The sequence below is a fragment of the Streptomyces sp. NPDC050504 genome (assembly GCF_044458065.1).
Classification (GTDB): Bacteria; Actinomycetota; Actinomycetes; order Streptomycetales; family Streptomycetaceae; genus Streptomyces.
Genome location: NZ_JBITHO010000001.1, coordinates 167,901 through 186,803, shown reverse-complemented (window position 1 = coordinate 186,803; position 18,903 = coordinate 167,901). Strand labels below are relative to the sequence as shown.

11 protein-coding genes are annotated in these 18,903 nt (G+C 75.3%); 4 read left to right on the top strand and 7 right to left on the bottom strand.

Annotation, left to right across the window (positions count from 1 at the left end; translation table 11 throughout):
- Window positions 1-39: 39 nt before the first annotated feature.
- Window positions 40-1,221, bottom strand: a complete 1,182-nt coding sequence (locus ACIBNE_RS00790; protein WP_399267981.1) for an ROK family protein — start codon at window positions 1,219-1,221, stop codon at window positions 40-42.
- Between the two features lie 182 nt (window positions 1,222-1,403).
- Window positions 1,404-2,342 carry a beta-ketoacyl-ACP synthase III gene (locus ACIBNE_RS00785; RefSeq protein ID WP_399267979.1) on the bottom strand — a complete coding sequence of 313 codons (939 nt, stop codon included), beginning with the start codon at window positions 2,340-2,342 and terminating at the stop codon, window positions 1,404-1,406.
- 232 nt (window positions 2,343-2,574) lie between these two features.
- On the opposite strand from ACIBNE_RS00785, the gene fdhD reads away from it, so the two are divergent.
- Window positions 2,575-3,402 (top strand): formate dehydrogenase accessory sulfurtransferase FdhD, encoded by an 828-nt coding sequence (gene fdhD / locus ACIBNE_RS00780; RefSeq protein ID WP_399267977.1) that lies wholly within the window; start codon window positions 2,575-2,577, stop codon window positions 3,400-3,402.
- Window positions 3,403-3,476: 74 nt separating this feature from the next.
- On the opposite strand, the gene ACIBNE_RS00775 is transcribed toward fdhD, so the two are convergent.
- Both ACIBNE_RS00775 and ACIBNE_RS00770 read right to left on the bottom strand, forming a co-directional pair.
- Window positions 3,477-5,825 carry a GTPase-associated protein 1-related protein gene (locus ACIBNE_RS00775; protein WP_399269985.1) on the bottom strand — a complete coding sequence of 783 codons (2,349 nt, stop codon included), beginning with the start codon at window positions 5,823-5,825 and terminating at the stop codon, window positions 3,477-3,479.
- Window positions 5,826-5,869: 44 nt separating this feature from the next.
- The gene (locus ACIBNE_RS00770) at window positions 5,870-6,922 is read right to left on the bottom strand and encodes a bile acid:sodium symporter family protein (RefSeq protein WP_399267975.1); all 1,053 of its coding nucleotides are present in this window, start codon (window positions 6,920-6,922) and stop codon (window positions 5,870-5,872) included.
- Window positions 6,923-7,016: 94 nt separating this feature from the next.
- Here ACIBNE_RS00770 and ACIBNE_RS00765 point away from each other — a divergent pair, with 94 nt between their 5' ends.
- Window positions 7,017-7,901, top strand: a complete 885-nt coding sequence (locus tag ACIBNE_RS00765; protein ID WP_399267973.1) for a LysR family transcriptional regulator — start codon at window positions 7,017-7,019, stop codon at window positions 7,899-7,901.
- Between the two features lie 112 nt (window positions 7,902-8,013).
- Here ACIBNE_RS00765 and ACIBNE_RS00760 read toward each other — a convergent pair whose 3' ends face one another.
- Window positions 8,014-9,000: an Lrp/AsnC family transcriptional regulator gene (locus ACIBNE_RS00760; protein WP_399267971.1), complete on the bottom strand. Its 987-nt coding sequence runs from the start codon at window positions 8,998-9,000 to the stop codon at window positions 8,014-8,016.
- A 115-nt stretch (window positions 9,001-9,115) separates the two neighbouring features.
- Here ACIBNE_RS00760 and ACIBNE_RS00755 point away from each other — a divergent pair, with 115 nt between their 5' ends.
- Together ACIBNE_RS00755 and ACIBNE_RS00750 are read left to right on the top strand one after the other, a co-directional pair.
- Window positions 9,116-10,648: an MFS transporter gene (locus tag ACIBNE_RS00755; RefSeq protein WP_399267969.1), complete on the top strand. Its 1,533-nt coding sequence runs from the start codon at window positions 9,116-9,118 to the stop codon at window positions 10,646-10,648.
- Window positions 10,649-10,890: 242 nt separating this feature from the next.
- Window positions 10,891-12,705, top strand: a complete 1,815-nt coding sequence (locus ACIBNE_RS00750; RefSeq protein WP_399269983.1) for an AMP-dependent synthetase/ligase — start codon at window positions 10,891-10,893, stop codon at window positions 12,703-12,705.
- Window positions 12,706-12,775: 70 nt separating this feature from the next.
- On the opposite strand, the gene ACIBNE_RS00745 is transcribed toward ACIBNE_RS00750, so the two are convergent.
- Both ACIBNE_RS00745 and ACIBNE_RS00740 read right to left on the bottom strand, forming a co-directional pair.
- Window positions 12,776-14,773 (bottom strand): metallophosphoesterase family protein, encoded by a 1,998-nt coding sequence (locus ACIBNE_RS00745; RefSeq protein WP_399267967.1) that lies wholly within the window; start codon window positions 14,771-14,773, stop codon window positions 12,776-12,778.
- Window positions 14,770-18,900 (bottom strand): FtsK/SpoIIIE domain-containing protein, encoded by a 4,131-nt coding sequence (locus ACIBNE_RS00740; RefSeq protein ID WP_399267965.1) that lies wholly within the window; start codon window positions 18,898-18,900, stop codon window positions 14,770-14,772. The genes ACIBNE_RS00745 and ACIBNE_RS00740 overlap by 4 nt, the downstream gene beginning before the upstream one ends.
- Between the last annotated feature and the right edge of the window lie 3 nt (window positions 18,901-18,903).

The window sequence follows — 18,903 nt, the reverse complement described above, 5'->3', positions numbered from 1 at the left end:
TACGGAGACGGTGGCGCGGAGGCGGTGGTGCGGGGCCCGTCAGGCGGGTGAGAAGAGGTGGTCGCTGATGAGGCGGGCCGCGCCGATCACTCCGGCGACGGGGCCCAACTCCCCCAGCACGATGGGGAGGTTGCCGGTCGCCAGCGGCAGGGACTGGCGGTAGACCTGGGTGCGCACGCTCGCCAGGAGGGTGTGGCCGAGGCCGGTCACCCCGCCGCCGATGACGACGAGCCCGGGGTTGAAGAAGCTGACGAGCCCCGCGATGACCTGGCCGACGCGGTTGCCGCCCTCGCGGATCAGGTCGAGCGAGGTGGCGTCGCCCGTCGCGGCGGCCGCCGCGACGTCCGCCGCGCTGAGGGCGCCCGCGGCGGCGAGGCGGGCGGCCAGCTCTTCGGAGCGTCCGGTACGGGCCGCTTCCTCGGCGTCCTTGGCGAGCGCGGCGCCGCTGAAGTGGGCCTCCAGGCAGCCCCGGTTGCCGCAGGCGCAGGAGCGGCCGTCCGGCTCGACCTGGATGTGGCCGATGTCGCCCGCGCTGCCGGTGGTGCCGCGGTGGACGGCGCCGCCCACGACGATGCCGCAGCCGATGCCGGTGCCGATCTTGACGCAGAGGAAGTCGGCGACGGTGCGGGCGACGCCCGCGTGCTGCTCGCCCATCGCCATCAGGTTCACGTCGTTGTCGACCATGACCGGGCAGCCGAGCTCCTGGCTGAGCGCCTCCCTGACCGGGAAGCCGTCCCAGCCCGGCATGATCGGCGGCGCGACCGGCACGCCCTCGGGGAAGCGCACCGGGCCGGGGACGCCGATGCCCGCGCCGTCGAAGCCCTCCGCGAGGCCGGACGCCCTGAGCTTGCCCGCCATCGCGAGCACCTGCTCGAAGACGGCGACGGGGCCCTCGCGGACGTCCATGGGCTGGTTGAGGTGGCCCAGGACCTCCAACTCCGCGTTGGTGACGGCGACGTCGACCGAGGTCGCGCCGATGTCCACGCCGAGGAAGCGGAGTTCGGGGGCGAGGCGGATGTTGTGCGAGCGGCGCCCGCCCCGGGACGCGGCGAGGCCGTCCGCGACGACGAGGCCGGTTTCGAGGAGGCGGTCGACCTCGACGGCGAGCTTGGAACGGGAGAGGTCCACCTGATCGCCCAGCTGGGCGCGGGAGTTGGGCCCCGAGTCGCGGAGGAGGCGCAGCAGGCGGGCCTGGTGCGCGTTGGCGGGTCGTGCGGTCATGCGTCTCACGCGGCGGCCCCTGCCTTTCCCCTGCGGTGGCCTGCGGTGGGCTTTCGAGGGGGAACGTAGCAGTCGCTGTCGGGAGTGGGAAGAAGTCGGGCGTGAATCGCCGCGAACTTTCTCCACACCGAGGACAAAGGTGGGTACGGGGGTGCTGGTTCCGCTGCGCGGGGGCGGGCGCCCTACGGGCAGCGGATCACCTGGCCCGCGTACGACAGGTTCCCCCCGAAGCCGAAGAGCAGCACGGGCTCCCCCGTACTCACCTCTCCCCGCTCCACCAGCTTCGAGAGCGCCATCGGGATCGACGCGGCCGACGTGTTCCCGGAGTCCACCACGTCCCGCGCGACCACCGCGTTCACCGCCCCGATCCGCGCCGCCATCGGCTCGATGATCCGCAGGTTCGCCTGGTGCAGCACCACGCCCGCCAGCTCCTCGGGCGTCACCCCCGCCCGCTCGCAGACCTTCCGCGCGATCGGCGGGAGCTGCGTCGTGGCCCAGCGGTAGACGGACTGCCCCTCCTGGGCGAACCGCGGCGGCGTCCCCTCGATGCGCACCGCGCGCCCCATCTCCGGCACCGACCCCCACAGCACGGGCCCGATCAGCGGCTCGTCGCTCGCCTCGACGACCGCCGCGCCCGCGCCGTCCCCGAGCAGCACGCACGACGTGCGGTCGGTCCAGTCGGCGATGTCGCCCATCTTGTCCGCGCCGATGACCAGCGCGCGGCTCGCCGCCCCGGCCCGTACCGCGTGGTCGGCGGTGGCCAGCGCGTGCGTGAAGCCCGCGCAGACGACGTTCAGGTCCAGGACCGCGGGCGAGGCCATGCCGAGGCGGGCGGCGACCCTGGCCGCCATGTTCGGCGAGCGGTCGATGGCCGTGGACGTGGCGACCAGCACCAGGTCGATGTCGGCGGGCATCAGCCCGGCCGCCGCGAGGGCCTTGGCCGCCGCGTGCGCGGCCAGCTCGTCCACGGGCTCGTCGGGGCCCCCGATGTGCCGGGTCTTGATGCCGACGCGGCTGCTGATCCACTCGTCGCTGGTATCGACCATCGCGGCCAGGTCGTCATTGGTGAGCACCTTGGCGGGCTGGTAGTGCCCGAGGGCGACGACGCGTGAGCCGGTCATGTGCGGGGTCCCCTTGCTGCGAGTGACAGGAGCTTCCCAGTCTTGGCGGCTACCGCCGGGTACGGGGTGCGTGATCCCACAGGATCCGGCGGCCGTCTTTGGAGCCTTCCGCGCCGGGGTGCGCGTCCCGGGCGGCGCGCGGCCCCGCGTACCGTACGGCGAGAATGGGGCGAACACCGGACATCGGCACCCCGTCGAGGCAGCCGTACGCGGCAGTGAGGGAGGGTCGGCCATGGGACGCGCCACCGAGCGCCGCAGGGTCGTGCGCATCAGGGACGGCGCGGTGTCCACCCGCCCCGACACGCTCGTCGCCGAGGAGCCCCTGGAGATCCGGCTGAACGGCAAGCCGCTCGCCATCACCATGCGCACCCCGGGCGACGACTTCGCGCTCGCCGCCGGGTTCCTGGTCAGCGAGGGCGTCGTCGGCGCGGCCGACGAGGTGCGGTCGATCGTGTACTGCGCGGGCGCCAAGGACGACGGCACCAACACCTACAACGTGGTGGACGTGCGCCTCGCCCCCGGCGTCCCCGTCCCCGACATCACCCTCGAACGCAACGTCTACACCACCTCGTCCTGCGGGCTCTGCGGCAAGGCCAGCCTGGACGCCGTGCGCACCGCGACCCGCTTCCCCGTCGCCGACAGCCCGCCGCTGCGCATCGCGCCCGCGCTGCTCTCCGAGCTGCCCGACCGGCTGCGCGCCGCGCAGCGCGTCTTCGACACGACCGGCGGGCTGCACGCCGCCGCGCTCTTCTCGGAAACCGGCGAGCTGCTCGACGTGCGGGAGGACGTCGGCCGCCACAACGCCGTCGACAAGCTCGTCGGGCGCGCCCAGCGCGACGGGCGGCTGCCGCTGTCGCGCGCGGTGCTGCTGGTCTCGGGGCGCGCCTCCTTCGAGCTGGTCCAGAAGGCGGTGATGGCGGGGATCCCGATGCTCGCCTCGGTCTCCGCGCCCTCGTCCCTCGCGGTGGAGCTGGCCGCCGAGTCGGGGATGACGCTGGTCGGCTTCCTGCGGGGCACGTCCATGAACGTGTACGCGGGCGAGAAGCGGCTGGAGCTGTAGGGGCGGGGCGGGGTCCGCGAACCGTTCACGGACCCCGCCCGCTCCCACCGTGTCCGGTCCCACCGGGTCCGGTCCTACCGGCCGAAGAGGCGGGCGATCCTGCTCGGGCGGTGCCACTCCTGGAACTCCCGCGCCGCGCCGCGCCCGCCCGCCTCCTCGACCTCGCGCGCGATCCGGGCCGACTCCTGCTCGCGCACCGCCTGCCTGAGCACGTCCTCCAGCAGCCCGGTGCGGGTCTTCTCCCACAGGGCGTTCAGGCCCGGCGCCATCGACCAGCTGAGGTAGCAGAAGGCGGCGTACGCGGGCGAGTCCGCGATCCGGTGGCCCACCGGCTCCTCGCGGGCGGCACCGGCGTACGCCGCGATCAGGTCGGCGTGCGCCGAGAAGGCCAGGTGCTCCAGCTCACCCGTCGGAAGCCCCTCGTCGAGCAGCGCGCGGGCGAGCGCGGTCCTCGCGCGCAGCGCGGTGACGGGCTCCAGGGGCTGCGCGGTGCGGTACAGGGTGACGGCCTCCTGCGTGAAGCCCGCGTCGGCCGTGCCGTTCTCCATGCGGCCCGCGAGGTGCAGCAGCGCGAGGCCCGCGCGGCGCCTGGAGTCCAGGCTCCGTGGGACGAAGCGCACCAGGTCGGCGGCGAGCTCGGGGGCCTGCGGGTCGTCGACGGGGGCCGTGGTCGCGGTCGCGATGAGGTCGACGTCTATGCCGGACGCGACGAGCCATTCGGGGCCGACCTGGTGGAGGAGGGTCCGTGCCTCGTCGGTGCGCATGGGGCGGGCGCCCCAGACCTTCCGGTGGGCCGCGGTCAGCACTTCGGCCCGCCCGGCGGCCTCGGGGCCCGCGCCGCCCACGAGCGCGTGGAACCGCCGCACGTCGGCGGCGGGGTCGGGCTCGGGCTCGGGCTCGGGCTCGGAATCGGGTTCCGCCCCGGCTTCGGACCCGGAGTCGGTCTCGGGTCCGGCCTCGGGTTCGGGTTCGGCGGGCGGGGCCTGCGTCGGCAGCGGGATCGGGAACGGTACGGAGGCCGGCAGGTTCTGGAAGAGCGAGGCGGGCAGCGGCACTACGGGCGGAGCGGGCGGAACGGCCTCAGGGGCGGGAGCGGGAGCGGCCTCAGGGGCCGGGGCGACCCGCAGGTCCCGTACGGGAATGTCCTCCTCGTCCGCGAGATCCATGAGATCCGCGAGATCCGCGAGATCCGCGTCCGGCTCGGGCTCCACGACCGGCTCGGGCTCCGCTTCCGGAGCCGACCACGGCTCCCCCGCGGGGACCGCGCCCATCTCCCGTACGAGGCCTGCCCCCGCCTCCTCGGGCGCCGCCACCACTGCGACGGCCGTCACCGCGACGGCCGCCCGCAGCGACTGCGGCACGGGGACCTTCAGCGCCTCGGCCAGGGCGCTGAGGTCCCGGACCAGCTCCGCCTCCCCCGCGTCCACCCACGTCAGCGCCTTCGTCAGGTCGGCCTTCAGCTGGTCCGTCGCCTGGTGCTCCGTCATCAGGGCCATCTGGTGCGCCAGTCGGGCCTGCGCCGCCCACTCCTCGGGCGAGCGCGCGTCGCCGTCGCCCTCGGCGAGCGTCACCAGCAGCGGGCCCCAGAACTCCGCGCCGTGCTCCTCGCCGTGCCGCTCCGCCCAGCGGGCCGCGGCCGTGCGGCCCACCGAGTCGAGGGCGACGCAGCGGGACGCGGCGAGCGCGGCGAGCCGGTCCGCGTCGAAGGGGCCCTCTCCCGGCAGCCGTGCGGCGAGCGCGAAGAGCTTCGGCAGGCCCGCGAGCCACACGGCGGCCGCGACGCCCGCCCAGGGGTCGGTGCGCCCGGCGCCCGGCAGGCCGCGGGCGCAGTCGTGGACGCGCAGCCCGCCGTCCAGGAGGTCGACGTCCACGTCGGGCGAGGTGCCGACCAGCCGCTGCGGCGCCGTGCCGGGGCTCGGGGTGTACGAGGCGAAGGTGAGCCCGTGCGCGGCCTCGCGCGGCAGCACGGAGCTGGCGATCGCGATCCACTGCACGGCGTCGGACTCCTCGCGCTCGACGACGACCACCCGGGGCGCGTCCGGCGACTCGTACAGCGCGCGGACGTCGGCGACGAACGCGGCGAGGTGCGCGGACCTGGAGCGGGCGAAGACGGTGAGGCCGACGCGGTTGAGCCGCCTGCCCGGCCTGAGCTCGCCGAGGGCGGGCGACTCCCACAGTTCTATCGGGAGCAGCGGGACCACGACGCCCGGGGCGAGCCGCACGGCGGTCACGTCGCCGTCGCCGTCGCCGCCCCGGGCGACGAGTCTGCTGCCGTCCGAGAGGAAGCTGTGCGTGAACGATGGTTGGGAGAGCGGGAGTCCACCGCCGTGGGCGACGATCTCCGCGATCTCCGGGAGGAGTTCGGCGGGAGTGTCCGCCGCTACCGAAGTGAACCGGGAATCCGTCCCCGACCAGTGAAGCATCACCCTTGTCCCCCTTCCGTGCGGGTCCATCCCACCAGATCCTGTCAGGCGCGGGCGCCCGAGGGGTCGGCAATGGGGGTCAAGGTCTCCGAAATCGCTTCCGGCGCGTCCGCCGCGCGGCGCCTCGCGATCACCGCGCACACCATCAGCTGCATCTGGTGGAACAGCATCAGCGGCAGCACGGCCACCGCCGCCTCCGCGCCGAACAGCACGCTCGCCATGGGCAGTCCGGCCGCGAGCGACTTCTTCGAACCGGCGAACTGGATCGCGATCCGGTCCTCCCGGCCGAAGCCGAGCCGCTTCGCCCCGTACCAGGTGAGCGTGAGCATGACCGCGAGGAGCACCGCCTCGACGCCGAGCAGCGCGCCCAGCCGCGCGAGGCCGACCCGGTGCCAGACGCCCTCGACGACGCCCGCGCTGAAGGCGGTGTAGACGACGAGGAGGATCGAGCTCCGGTCGGCGTACCCGATGACCTTCTTGTGCCGTGCGAGGAACCCGGCGACCCGGCCGCGCAGCAGCTGGCCCGCGAGGAACGGCACGAGGAGCTGGAGCGCGATCCTCAGCAGCGAATCGGCGGAGAAGCCGCCCGCGTCGCCGCCGATGAGCGCGGCGGCGAGCAGCGGGGTCAGCAGGATCCCGGCGATGCTGGAGAAGGATCCGGCGCAGATCGCGGCGGGGACGTTGCCGCGGGCCATCGAGGTGAAGGCGATGGACGACTGGATGGTGGACGGCACCAGGCAGAGGAAGAGCAGACCGCTGTGCAGAGAGGGGGTGAGGACGTACGGGACGAGGCCGTACGCGGCCAGGCCGAGCAGCGGGAACACCACGAAGGTGCAGGCCAGCACGGTGGTGTGGAGCCGCCAGTGGCGCAGCCCCGCCAGGGCCTCGCGGGCGGACAGGCGCGCGCCGTAGAGGAAGAAGAGCAGGGCCACCGCGCCCGTCGACGTCCCGCTCGCCACCTGGGCGCCCGTGCCCGAAGCGGGCAGCAGGGCCGCGAGGACCACGGTGCCGATCAGGGCGAGTACGTACGCGTCCAGGGGCAGCCAGGGCGGGAGTTTCGGAGCGGGGAGGCGGGGGCGGGGGCGGGGGCGGTTCATGGGATCATCGTCCCCCCGCCCGGCCCCATCGGGAATCCCGCTCACCGCTCTCACTGTCATCGCGGACCGTGATGACCCGGGGTAGCGTGCCGGGATGTACGAGACCTCGCAGCTGCGCACCTTCCTGGCCGTGGCCCAGACCCTGAGCTTCACGCAGGCCGCGCGGCGGCTCGGGCTGCGCCAGTCGACGGTGAGCCAGCACGTGCGCCGCCTGGAGGAGGCGGTGGGGCGGCCGCTGTTCAACCGGGACACGCACCGGGTGGACCTCACCGAGGACGGCGAGGCGATGCTCGGGTTCGCGCGGACGATCCTGGACGCGCAGGAGCGGGCCGCCGCCTACTTCACCGGTACGCGGCTGCGCGGGCGGCTGCGGTTCGGGGCGTCGGAGGACTTCGTGCTCGCACCGCGCTTCCCGGAGATCCTGGAGTCGTTCCGCCGCGAGCACCCGGAGGTGGACCTGGAGCTGACGGTGGGCCTCTCGGGGACGCTGCACCGGCGCCTCGAAGCGGGGCGCCTCGACCTGGTGCTGGCCAAGCGGCGCTCGGGGGACGCGCACGGCGAGCTGCTGTGGGAGGACGAGCTGTGCTGGATCGGGGCGCCGGGGCTGCGGCTCGATCAGCGGCGTCCCGTACCGCTGATCGTCTTCCCGCCGCCCGGCATCACCCGGGCCCGCGCGCTCGAAGTGCTGGAGGAGCACGGCCGGCCGTGGCGGGTGGTGTGCACGAGCGGCAGCCTGAGCGGGCTGATCGCGGCGGCGCGGGCGGGCCTGGGCGTGATGGTCCACGCGGGCGGCCTGGTGCCGCCGGGGCTCGTGCCGCTCCCGGCCCGCGGCGGGCTGCCCGAGCTGGGCGGCGTCGACTTCGTGCTGCTGCACGGGCGCGGGCGGCCCGCCGCGCAGGGCCCGGCGGACGCGCTGGCGGCGGCGCTGCTGGCGGGCGGGGACCGGCTGCACCGCGCGCGGCCGGCGGCCCGCGCGTGAGCCGTGCCACCAACCAACCCGCGTGCACGCGTGTCGGCCTGTGTCTGAACCTGGGTCGGAGCGGCGCGCGGGCCGGGCGGCGTGCGCCCGGCCCGGGTTCGGACACGGGCCCTCAGCTCCTGGCGCGGTGCGTCTCCTCGTACGTCAGCTGCTTGACGGTCCTGAGGATGGGCGCGCTGTCGATGTGCTGGACCCCGGGCAGGCTACCGAGGCGCCCGCTGACGTACCGGTAGACGTCCGCGGTGTCGGCGCAGACGACCACCGCGACGAGGTTGCAGTGGCCCGCGGTGGCGGAGACGAAGGCGACCTCGGGGTGGGTCGCCACGGCCCGGCCGACCTCGTCGAGCGCGGCGGGCGCCGTCGTGATCCACAGGACGGCCCTGGTGTCGTGGCCGATGGCCGCGGAGTCGAACTGCACGTCGATGAAGAGCGCGCCTGACGCGAGGAGCTGGTCCAGGGCCCGGCGCACGGACGACTCGGTGCGCCCCGTGGCCCTGCGCAGTTCCTCGACGCTCGCCCTGCCGTCCTGCTCCAGGGCCGCGATCAGCCGGTCGTCCTCGGGGGTGAGGACGGGCGGCGGGCCCGCGGGGTCGGCGGCGGGCGGCGCCAGGGCGGCGATCTCCCCGGGGGTGAGGTAGTCGCGCTTGGACAGCCAGCCGGTGGGGCCGCCGTAGAAGCGGTGCAGCATCTGGTGGGCGCGGATCTCCACGATGCTCGGGGTGCGCGGGAGCCTGCCGAGGATCAGTTCGTCGTGTTCGTCCCGGGAGCGGGGCAGGGTCATGCCGACCACTTCGGTGCCGCCCGACGCGAGCCCGATCCAGGCGGTGCGCCGACGCCTGGCGAGCGCCCTGGCCAGGGGTTCGGCCGCGTCGGGCGTGCAGCGCAGCCGCAGCAGCCAGCTGTCCTCGCCGAGCCGGGTGCCGTCGCGGACCGCGACGATCCGCAGCCCGGCCAGCTCGCGCAGCCTGCGGTAGCGGCGGGCGACGGTCTGGTCGGAGACGCCGAGGACCGCGCCGATCCGGCTGAAGGGGGCGCGGCCCGCGATGTCCAGGGCCTGGAGCACGCGCCGGTCGAGTGCGTCGAGGGTGTCGGAATTCATCGCACGGGGCTCGTCTCGTGTCGGTTTTCGTCGCCGATGGCGACCGGATCGGTGGGACTCCGACCGGTGGGCCGATCGTACGGGGGCAGGACGCCGACGTACGAGGGAGAGAGTCATGCGCAAGTGGGGGCCGCTCGTCGCGGTCTGTCTGGGGACGTTCATGCTGCTGCTGGACGTGACGATCGTGATCGTCGCGCTGCCCGACATCGCGGGTGAGCTGGGCGCCTCGCTCACCGGACTGCAGTGGGTGATCGACGTCTACGCGCTGGTGCTGGCGGCGCTGCTGCTCGGCGCGGGCGCGGCGGCCGACGTGCTGGGGCGGCGGCGGGTGTACGCGGCGGGGACCGCGCTCTTCACCCTGGCCTCGGTCGGCTGCGGCTTGGCGCCGGGCACGGGCGCGCTGGTGGCGATGCGGGGCGTGCAGGGGCTCGGGGCCGCCGCGATGTTCGCCACGACGCTGTCCCTGCTGGGCGCGGCCTACCGGGGCCGGGACCGGTCGTTCGCGCTCGGCATGTGGGGCGCGGTCAGCGGCGCCGCCGCGGCGCTCGGGCCCGTGCTGGGCGGGGTGCTGACGCAGGGCCTGGGCTGGGAGTGGATCTTCTTCATGAACGTGCCGGTGGGCGCGGTGGCGATCTGGCTGACGCTGAACGCGGTGGCGCCGGACGGCGCGCGCGGGACGCGGCGGCTCGACCTGGCGGGCGCGGCGGCGTTCGCGCTGTTCGCGGGGGCGACGACGTACGCGGCCGTGCGGGCGGGCGAGGAGGGCTGGACGTCGGGGCGGACGCTCGCGGTGTTCGGCGTGGCGGCGGTCGCGCTGGTGCTGTTCGGCCGGGCCGAGCGGCGGGCGGTGGACCCGCTGCTCGACCTGTCGCTGCTGCGGCGCGGGGCGTTCGTGACGGTGCTGGTGGCGGGGCTGGCGTACAACGCGGCGGCGTTCGGCGTGATGCCGTACGTCTCGGTGTGGCTCCAGACGGTGCTGGGGCTGAGCCCGGTGCGGGCGGGGCTGGCGCTGCTGCCGCTGGCCGCGGTGTCGTTCGTGGTCGCTGCGGCCGGCGGGCGGCTGCTGCACGGGGCGCAGGCCCGGTTCGTGCTCGGCGGCGGACTGCTGCTGATCGGCGGCGGGACGCTGGGGCAGGCCGTGCTGGACGCGGACTCGGGCTGGGCGTCGCTCTCGGCGGGCCTCGCGGTGAGCGGGGTCGGCGTGGGGCTGGTGTCGCCCGCGCTCGGCGGGGCCGCGCTGGCCTCGGTGCCCGCGCGGCACTCGGGGATGGCGGGCGGCGCGGTCAACACGTTCAGGCAGCTCGGCTTCGCGCTGGGGATCGCGGTGTTCGGCACGGTGGCGACGAGCCGGATGACCGACGTGCTGCACGACGGCGGGGCGGCCAGGGAGCTGGCGGGCGGCGGGGCGGCGGCGCTGCGCGGCACGGTGCCGGACGAGGTGCTGCGCACGGCCTTCGCCTCGGGGCTCGACGGGGCGCTGACGGCGGCTGGGGTGCTGGGGCTCGTCGGGGGCCTCGCGGCACTGGCATGGGTGCGGTCGCCGGGGCCGGAGGCAGAGACGGAGGCGAAGGCAGAGTCGGAGCGGGACCGGGGGGACGGCGTGCCCGCGGTCGGCGCCGGGGCCCCGGCGTCTCCGGGCGGCGCGTGAGCACGTAGTACAGATTTGATGGAGATTCGGGCGCGCGCTCCTTGCCCGTCGGCCGGGAGCGCGTCCCGTCTTCCCCCTTTGTGCCGGGGTTTCACCGCCTGACCTGTGGCAATGCTCTTGGCACCGGGCCTCACCAGGCCTCCGGAGCCCCTCCCGCGGGCCGGTCCCGTGGGGTAGCGTCGCGGCTCGCTGTGCGGAGCGCCACGAGGAGCAGGCCATTGCGCGAGTTCACTGTCCCACCGCTGGCGGCGCAGCCGCAGGCCGGTGGCCTTGCGGACGCCGTGTTCGACAACGCCGACAGCGATCCGCACCGGGTCGCGCTCGGCCGCAAGTCCGAGGACGGGCACTGGACCGACGTGTCCGCGGCGACCTTCCGCGACGAGGTGCTGGCGCTGGCCAAGGGGCTCATCGCGCACGGGGTCAGGTTCGGCGACAGGGTCGCCCTGATGTCCCGCACCCGCTACGAGTGGACCCTCTTCGACTTCGCGCTCTGGACGGTCGGCGCGCAGCCCGTGCCCGTCTATCCGACGTCGTCGGCCGAGCAGGTCCACTGGATGCTGCACGACGCCGAGGTGTCGGCGGTGCTGGTCGAGCACGAGGACCACGCGATGACCGTCGGGTCGGTCGTCGACCGGCTGCCGCACCTCAAGCGGCTGTGGCAGCTGGACGGCGGCGCGGTGGGCGAGCTGTTCGCGGCCGGCGAGCACATCGCGGACGACGTGGTGCACCGGCACCGGCGCGCGGTGACGCCCGACTCGGTGGCGACCGTGATCTACACGTCGGGCACGACCGGCCGCCCCAAGGGCTGCGTGCTGACCCACGCGAACTTCACGTACGAGACGGACACCGTCGTCCGGCGCTGGGAGCCGGTCTTCCACACCCGGCCCGGCGACGAGGCGTCCACGCTGCTGTTCCTGCCGCTCGCGCACGTCTTCGGGCGGATGGTGGAGGTCGCCGCGGTACGGGCCCGGGTGAAGCTCGGCCACCAGCCGACGCTCTCTGCGGGCGCGCTGCTGCCCGACCTCCAGGCGTTCCGGCCGACGTTCGTGCTGGCCGTGCCGTACGTCTTCGAGAAGGTGTACGCGGCGGCGCGGCGCAGGGCCGAGGAGGAGGGCAGGCTCGGCCCCTTCGAGAAGGCCGAGGAGGTGGCGGTGCGGTACGCGGAGGCGCTGGAGCACCGGGCGTTCGGGCTCGGCCCCGGCCCTTCGGCCGCGCTGCGGGTGCGGCACCAGTTCTTCGACAAGGTCGTCTACGGCAGGGTCCGCGAGGCGCTGGGCGGCCGGGTGCGGCACGCGATGTCCGGCGGCTCGGCGATGGAGCGCGGGCTCGGGCTGTTCTTCGGGGGCGCCGGGGTGACGGTGTACGAGGGGTACGGGCTGACCGAGACGACGGCGGCGGTCACCGCGAACCCGCCGGAGCGGGTGCGGTACGGCACGGTCGGGCAGCCGGTTCCCGGCACGACGGTGCACATCGCGGAGGACGGCGAGGTGTGGGTGCACGGCCCGCAGGTCTTCGCCGGGTACCTCGGCGAGCCCGACGCGACGGCCGCGGTGCTGCGCGACGGCTGGCTGGCCACCGGGGACCTGGGGGCGCTGGACGAGGACGGCTACCTGACGATCACCGGGCGGAAGAAGGAGATCCTGGTGACGTCGAACGGCAAGAGCGTGTCGCCGGTCGCGCTTGAGGAGCGGGTGCGGGCGCATCCGCTGGTGGCGCAGTGCATCGTGGTCGGCAACGACCGACCGTACGTCGCGGCGCTGGTGACCATCGACCAGGAGGGCGTGGACCACTGGCTGCGGATGCGCGACGAGCCGCCGATGCGGGCGGAGCAACTGGTGCGCGATCCGGAACTGGAGAAGGAGATCCGGCGGGCGGTGGTCACGGCGAACACGCTGGTGTCCCAGGCGGAGTCGATCAGGACGTTCCGGATCCTGGCGCACCCGTTCAGCGAGGAGCACGGGCTGCTGACGCCGTCCCTGAAACTGAAGCGCAGGGCGATCGAGGCGGCGTACCGGGCGGAGGTGGACGCGCTGTACGAGCGGCCGAGCCTCCCGTGACCGGCCGGTCCCGCCGGGGCGGGGCGGTCCTGCCGGGGCGGGGCGGTCCTGCTGGGGCGGGGCGGGGCGGCTAGCCGAAGAGCGGCTGCCCGGCGTCCGTGCACAGCTCGGCCGGTGGCCGCTCCCGCGCCTCGCCCGGCCGGAAGGCGATCGGCGGGCCCGCCTCCCACTGTCCGCCGTCGAACCGCACCACCCGCAGCGCCAGGACGTGCTCCCGGCCCTCGCGGGCGACGAACACCTCGTTGTAGCCGTTCTGTTCGTCGGACTCCTTGGAGCCGAGCGTCGGCGCGCCCGCGATCCGCATCGTCCAGTCGGCCTCGCGCCCGCCGAGCAACAGCCGCTCGGCGGCGGCGAAGCCCAGGTGGGTGTGGCCGTGCAGGACGAGCGCCGTCTCGGCCGCCGACAGCGCCCGCTTCGTCTGCCCCGCGTTGAGCAGGCCCGAGTAGGGCGCGACCTCGACCGCGGGGACGGGCGACAGCGGGTGGTGCAGCGCCGCGATCGACACGTACCCGGGCTCGGGCGCCAGCCGGTCCAGCACCCCGCGCGCGACGACCGCCGGGTCGTAGCGCTCGAACCCCTTGATGAGCCGTACGGCCTCCTCGCCGTCGCGGTCGTCCGCGACGGCCACGAACCGCGCCATGTGCTCCTCCAGCCGGGCCCGGTCCCCGTCGTGCACGGGCTCCCCGCCGGACTCGGCCGAGCCGAGCAGCGCGATGCGCAGCTGGGCCAGCGGGTACCTCACGTACAGCCGCCGCGCCGCGTGGTCGGCCAGGTGCAGGTCGGGGTGGGGGTAGGCGTCGAAGACCCGGGCGAACCAGGCGTGCCTGGCCTCGGGCCCCGGGGCCAGGCACAGGTCCCAGGAGACGTCGTGGTTGCCGCCGACCAGCACGACGCGCGGATCCTCCTCCCGCAGGTCCCGGTGGTCGGCGAGGAGCGCCCGCACTTCGGCCAGCCAGTCGGCGGCCTGCGCGCCGTACTCGTCCTCGGGCAGGTTCACCACGTCGCCCGTGACGACCACCAGGTGCGGGGCGCGGCCGGTGTCGGCGAGTCTGCGCAGGTGGGCCAGGTAGCTGTCCATCGGGGTGCCGTCGCCCGCGAGCGAGGCGAGCAGCCGCCCGGCCCGCGACGTGTCCTTGGCGTCGACGGTGGAGCGCAGGCTGCCCCCGTGGTGCAGGTCCGAGATCTGGTGGACGCGCAGCACCTCGGGCAGGTGCCGCGCGAGGACCGGGTCCTGTTCGATCGCGGTGTCGGGGCGCTCGCGGCCCACGCACTCGCCGAGCCCCGCGGTCCGCCACCGGGCGGAGCGCAGGGCCGCCCGGTGCTCGGGGGCGAGCCCGTCGCGGAACCACTGCTCCACGTAGGCGTGCCTGCTGACGGCCTCCTCGACGGCCGCCCGCGCCAGGGCCGCCGGGTCGTCCCTGAGCCGCGGCTGCCCTTCCGCGACCTGAAGGGCGAGTTCGAGCAGGAAGGGCACGAGCGTCCAGCCCTCCTCGTGGGCCCGCAGCCCCCGTACGACCGCGTCGGCCCACTCCGGCGCCCTGGCGGCGAACCGCGCGCACTCCGCCCGGTCGAGCGCGGGCGGGCGCACCACGTCCTTGGGCGCGTCGGCACCGAGGCAGGGCACGAGGAGCCGGTGCTCGGCCGGGGTGGCGAACACCACGGGCACGGCGCCGGTCTCCCGCACCGCCCACAGGCCCTCCGCGAGCAGCGCCGGGTCGGCTCCGGCGGCCCCGGGGCGGGCCAGTGCGGGCTCGTCGACGAGCAGCAGCTGCCCCTCCGTGAGACCGGGCTTCCCCTTGCCTCCGACGAGGCACTGGAGCCGCTTGCGGCGCACCTCCCGGTCGCCCCCGCGCAGATCGACCCGGAGCGTCGCGCCGCTCCCCCTGGCCCGCTGCACCGCGTGCGCGAGCCAGGTCTTGCCCGCGCGGCGGCCCATCACCACCAGCCAGGCGGGGCCGTTGGGCAGCGACGCGGTGGTCAGCGGCACCGCCCACGCCGGCGCGGTGCCGTCGGCGAAGCGGACGTCGAGGTCCGGCTGGTAGGACCGGCCGGCCCGGTAGTCGTTCATCGGGACGCGTTCCCCTCGCGCAGTGCGGATTCGTTCCTGGCGATCCAGTCGTAGAACGGCAGGTCGGGCAGTGCCGCGCCGGAGCTGAGCAGTCCGACGTCGACCAGGTCGGCCCGCTGCGCGCCCGCGAGCCGGACCGGTACGCGCCCGGGTGCCAGCAGCAGCCCGGCGCGGCCCGCCGGTTCGATCTCGGCCCAGCGCCCTTCGAAGTGCGAGGCCCAGCCGTCCAGCAGGCAGTCGTCCACCAGGCGGCGCAGCGCGGCCCGGCCCGCGAAGTGCGTCAGCTTCCCGCTCTGGACGGCGCGGACCACGGCGTCGCCCACCACCTGGAGGTAGAACGGCCAGGTGCCGACGAGGCTGAGGACGTCGGCGCCGCCGCGCTCGGGGGCGATCTCCACGCCGAGGTTGGCCGCGGTGCCGACGAGGAAGCGCAGGGCGTCGCGCTCTTCGAGCGGCCCCAGGTCCCGCCGCAGCACGTCGTTGCCGAAGCTGGAGCCCGGCCACTGGAGCGCCCAGCGCACCACGCTCCCCCAGTCCTTGTGGGTGCCGGTGTAGACGATCCAGGCGCCCGCCTGGCCCAGGTCGCGCAGCCAGGAGACGGCGGCGGGGTGGTATCCCGTGAGCCGCCCGACCTCGTCCAGCAGGAACACCAGGCGCTCGGTGCCGCCGCGCCCCTCCGCCTTGTCCAGGAGCGCTTCGGCGGGCCGCTCGTGGCTCCACACCTCGCGGTCGAGGCTGCGGGCGAGCCCGTCGGGCGTGTTCACGGGCGCCTCGTGGTCGTCGGGGAGCGGCAGGACGACCCGGTGGACGCCGGGCACGCCGTCCGCCCTGAGCCGGTCGGCCAGTTCGCGCAGCACCCAGGTCTTGCCCGCCCTGCGCTGGCCGAGCAGCGCGGCGGAGGTGCCGGACGCGTACAGGTCGCGCAGGTGGGCGAGTACGTCCTCGCGGCCGACGGGCCGTCCCGTGCCGCTGCCCACCGTGAACCGGTCGGCGACGAGCGAGGTGCGTTCGATGCGGAAGGGCAGCTGGGCGGCCGTCACGTCGGCGTACCGCTCGCGCGCCGCCCGGCCGATCTCCGTGAGCGCCCGCTCCTGGCCCCGGCGCGTGGGGTCGCCCGGCAGGAGGGCGACCTGGATCTCGCCGGAGCCCGCCTCGCGCTTGACCCGCCCCGGGATGTCCGCGTCCAGGTCCAGGACCGTGGCGGCGCGGACGACGTCCCGGATCGCCTCGACGGTGAAGGCGCGCGTGTCTTCAGGGGTGCCGGGACGGAAGCGCAGGCCCCGCGAACCCGCCATCACCAGGTGGATCCCGTACCGCGGGCCGCGCTCGAAGAGCGACCTGAGGTCGCCCATGACCTGCTGGGTCTGTTCGGCCGGCCAGCTCCCGCACGGCGCGAACCAGTCGTCGACCAGCACCAGCAGGTACGGCAGCCTGCGCCCGCCCGTCGTCACGCCGCGCTGGTCGACCATGGACTTGAAGCCCCCGGCCGCGAACAGCTCCTGCCGCCTGCGCAGTTCCGCGGCGAGCCGGTTCAGCAGCCGCATCACCAGGTCCGGCTGGTCGAGGGCGGCCAGGGTTCCGCAGTGCGGCAGCTCGGCCAGCGCCCCGAGGGCGCCGTCCCCGAAGTCGAGCCCGTGGACGTGGAGGTCGGCCGGGCTGTGCAGCAGCGCCGCCGAGGCGGCGAGCGTACGCAGCATCTGCGACCTGCCGCTGCCCGGGGTGCCGAAGACCACCGCCCCTCCCCCCTTGGTGAGGTCGAGCACCGCGGGGCGGCGGGCCAGCTCGCTCGGCACGTCCTCGATGCCGTACGCGATCGGTGCGGCGTCCCGGCCCGCGGCGGCGGGCTCCACCTGGCTCAGCAGCACCACCGGTTCGAGCGGGCGCAGCCAGGGGGCGAGCTGCGGCGGCACGTCGAGCTCGGCGGCCGCGGTGCAGACCGTGGAGACCAGCACGTCGAGGTCGTCCGGCCCTTCGTGGGCCGGCTCGTCCTTCAGCGACCTGTGGCGGGTCGTGCGGCCCGGCCGCACCCAGCCCACTTCGGCGGCCACCGGGCCCGCCCTGCCCGGGTCGCGCAGCCAGGTGGACGCCGTCGACATCCTGACCAGGGCCTCGCCGCCGGTCCGCAGCAGGGCCTCGCCGCGGTCGCCGCGGCCCAGGGAGGCGGCGTCGGGCGCGTCGATGAAGTCCATGCTCTCTCCGCGGTCGGCCAGCCGCAGGGCGATGCGCAGGTTGGCGGTCTCGTGCACCGCGGGCGGGAAGCCCTTCCCCGGCTGTTGCGTGGCCAGCAGCAGGTGCACGCCGAGCGGGCGGCCCCGGCGCGCGATCGCGACCAGCGCGGCCACGAACTCCGGGCGGTCCTCGACGAGTGTCGCCGTCTCGTCGACCACGATCACGAGCCGGGGCAGCGCGGGGAGTTCGCGCCGCCCGGCTCGCCGCCCGGCACGTCGCCCCGCGTAGTCGCCGAAGTCGCGCGCGCCCGCGTCCTGGAGCACGACGGCCCGGCGGCGCAGTTCCGCCTCCAGCAGCCGGGCCAGCCGGTCGGCCTGCTCCGCGTCGAGCCAGCTCACCACGCCGTTGGTGTGCGGAAGCCCGGCGCAGGGGCCGAACGCGGCCCCGCCCTTGTAGTCGATCAGCAGGAAGTTCAGCTCGTCCGGCCGGTTGCGCAGGGCCAGCGAGGCGATCCAGGTGCGCAGGAAGTGCGTCTTGCCCGAGCCCGTCGTTCCCGCGACCAGGGCGTGGGGGCCGTCCCTGTCCAGGTCGGCGACGACCGGCCCGCCCTGGGCGACGCCCACCACCGCGGCCGGCGACCGGGGCTCGGCGGCCCAGGCCCTCAGCAGTTCGGCGGGGTCGGACGCGGGCGCGCCGACCAGGTCGGTCAGCCTGGTGCCGCGGGCCCCCGCGCCGGACCTCGCCCTCGCGTCCCGCAGCGGCGCCAGGGCGCGGGCGGTGGCGTCGAGCCAGGCGTCGGTGACGGTGTCGGCCCGCCAGCCGGTCCGGTCGGGTCCGGCCGAGCCGCGCAGCTCCATGCCGTAGTGGTCTCCCGTGACGACCGCGGTGCAGTGCGGCGGAAGCCGGTCGGCCCGCGCCTCCAGGTAGACGAAGCGCATGTTGGCCAGGTGCCCCCTTTCGAGGAGGGCCAGCAGCGAGGAGCGGGCGGCCGACAGCTCGGCCCCGTCCAGCACCACCACGGTCCACGGCGGCTCGGGACCGCCCCGCTCGCGGTCCGCGAACTCCCGCAGCAGTTCGTTGACCTGGCGTACGTGCCCTTCGATGTCGCGGCTCACCGTGGGGGCGTCCCCGGTCCGCGTCGCGGGCAGCCAGCGCGCGAACCGCCAGGCGTCCGCGTACTGGGCGCCCGCCAGGACCCGCACCTTCACCTCGGACGGGCGTCTGCGCAGCGCGAGCTGGACCACGATCCAGGCGGCGAGCGACCGCCGGACGCCGCTCGGCACGGCGATGCCCAGGACCTGGTGGTCCGCGAGGTCGACGGTGACCGGGTCGTGCGCGCGCGTCAGCCCGCGCCGCAGCCTGACCCGGCCCGCGCGCTGCCCGAGCCGCACCTCCAGGGGCGCGGCGTGGACCGGCGGCCTCAACCCCCAGAGTTCGCCCATGAAGATGTTCTCCGGTTCCGGTACGGACAAGTGGTGCACGGCTGTGACCGCCTTGTCCAGGCGCGTCTGCCTCCGGCGCCGACCGCGCGGAGTCAGCCAGAAGGCACCCTTCAGCTCGTTCCGCACCTTCTCCTCGCGCTGCACCCGCCAGTCGACGGCGTCCCCCGCCGCGAAGGGGGGTGCCTCGGGCACGACGAAACCGCCGGGGCGCCGTCCCGCCTCCCCTTCCCCTGCCAGGATGCTCCGCAGCCCTCTGCCGGTCAGGCTCCGCACGGAAAGCGGCGGCGGAAGGGGCGCGCCGAAACCGACGCGCGCGCCGTCCAGCACCGGGAAGTCCCCCATCGTCCCGGACAGGCGCCGCGGCCCGTCGTACAGCATGCCGCCCCCGGCCAGCTCGGGCAGGAGCACCGCCAGCGCCCGCGCGACCTCAAGGACGGGCGTGGCGTCCGTCGCCTCCACCACCACGTCCCGCTCCGCCCCCTCCCGGGAGACGACCGTGAACATCCACTCGGGCACCGT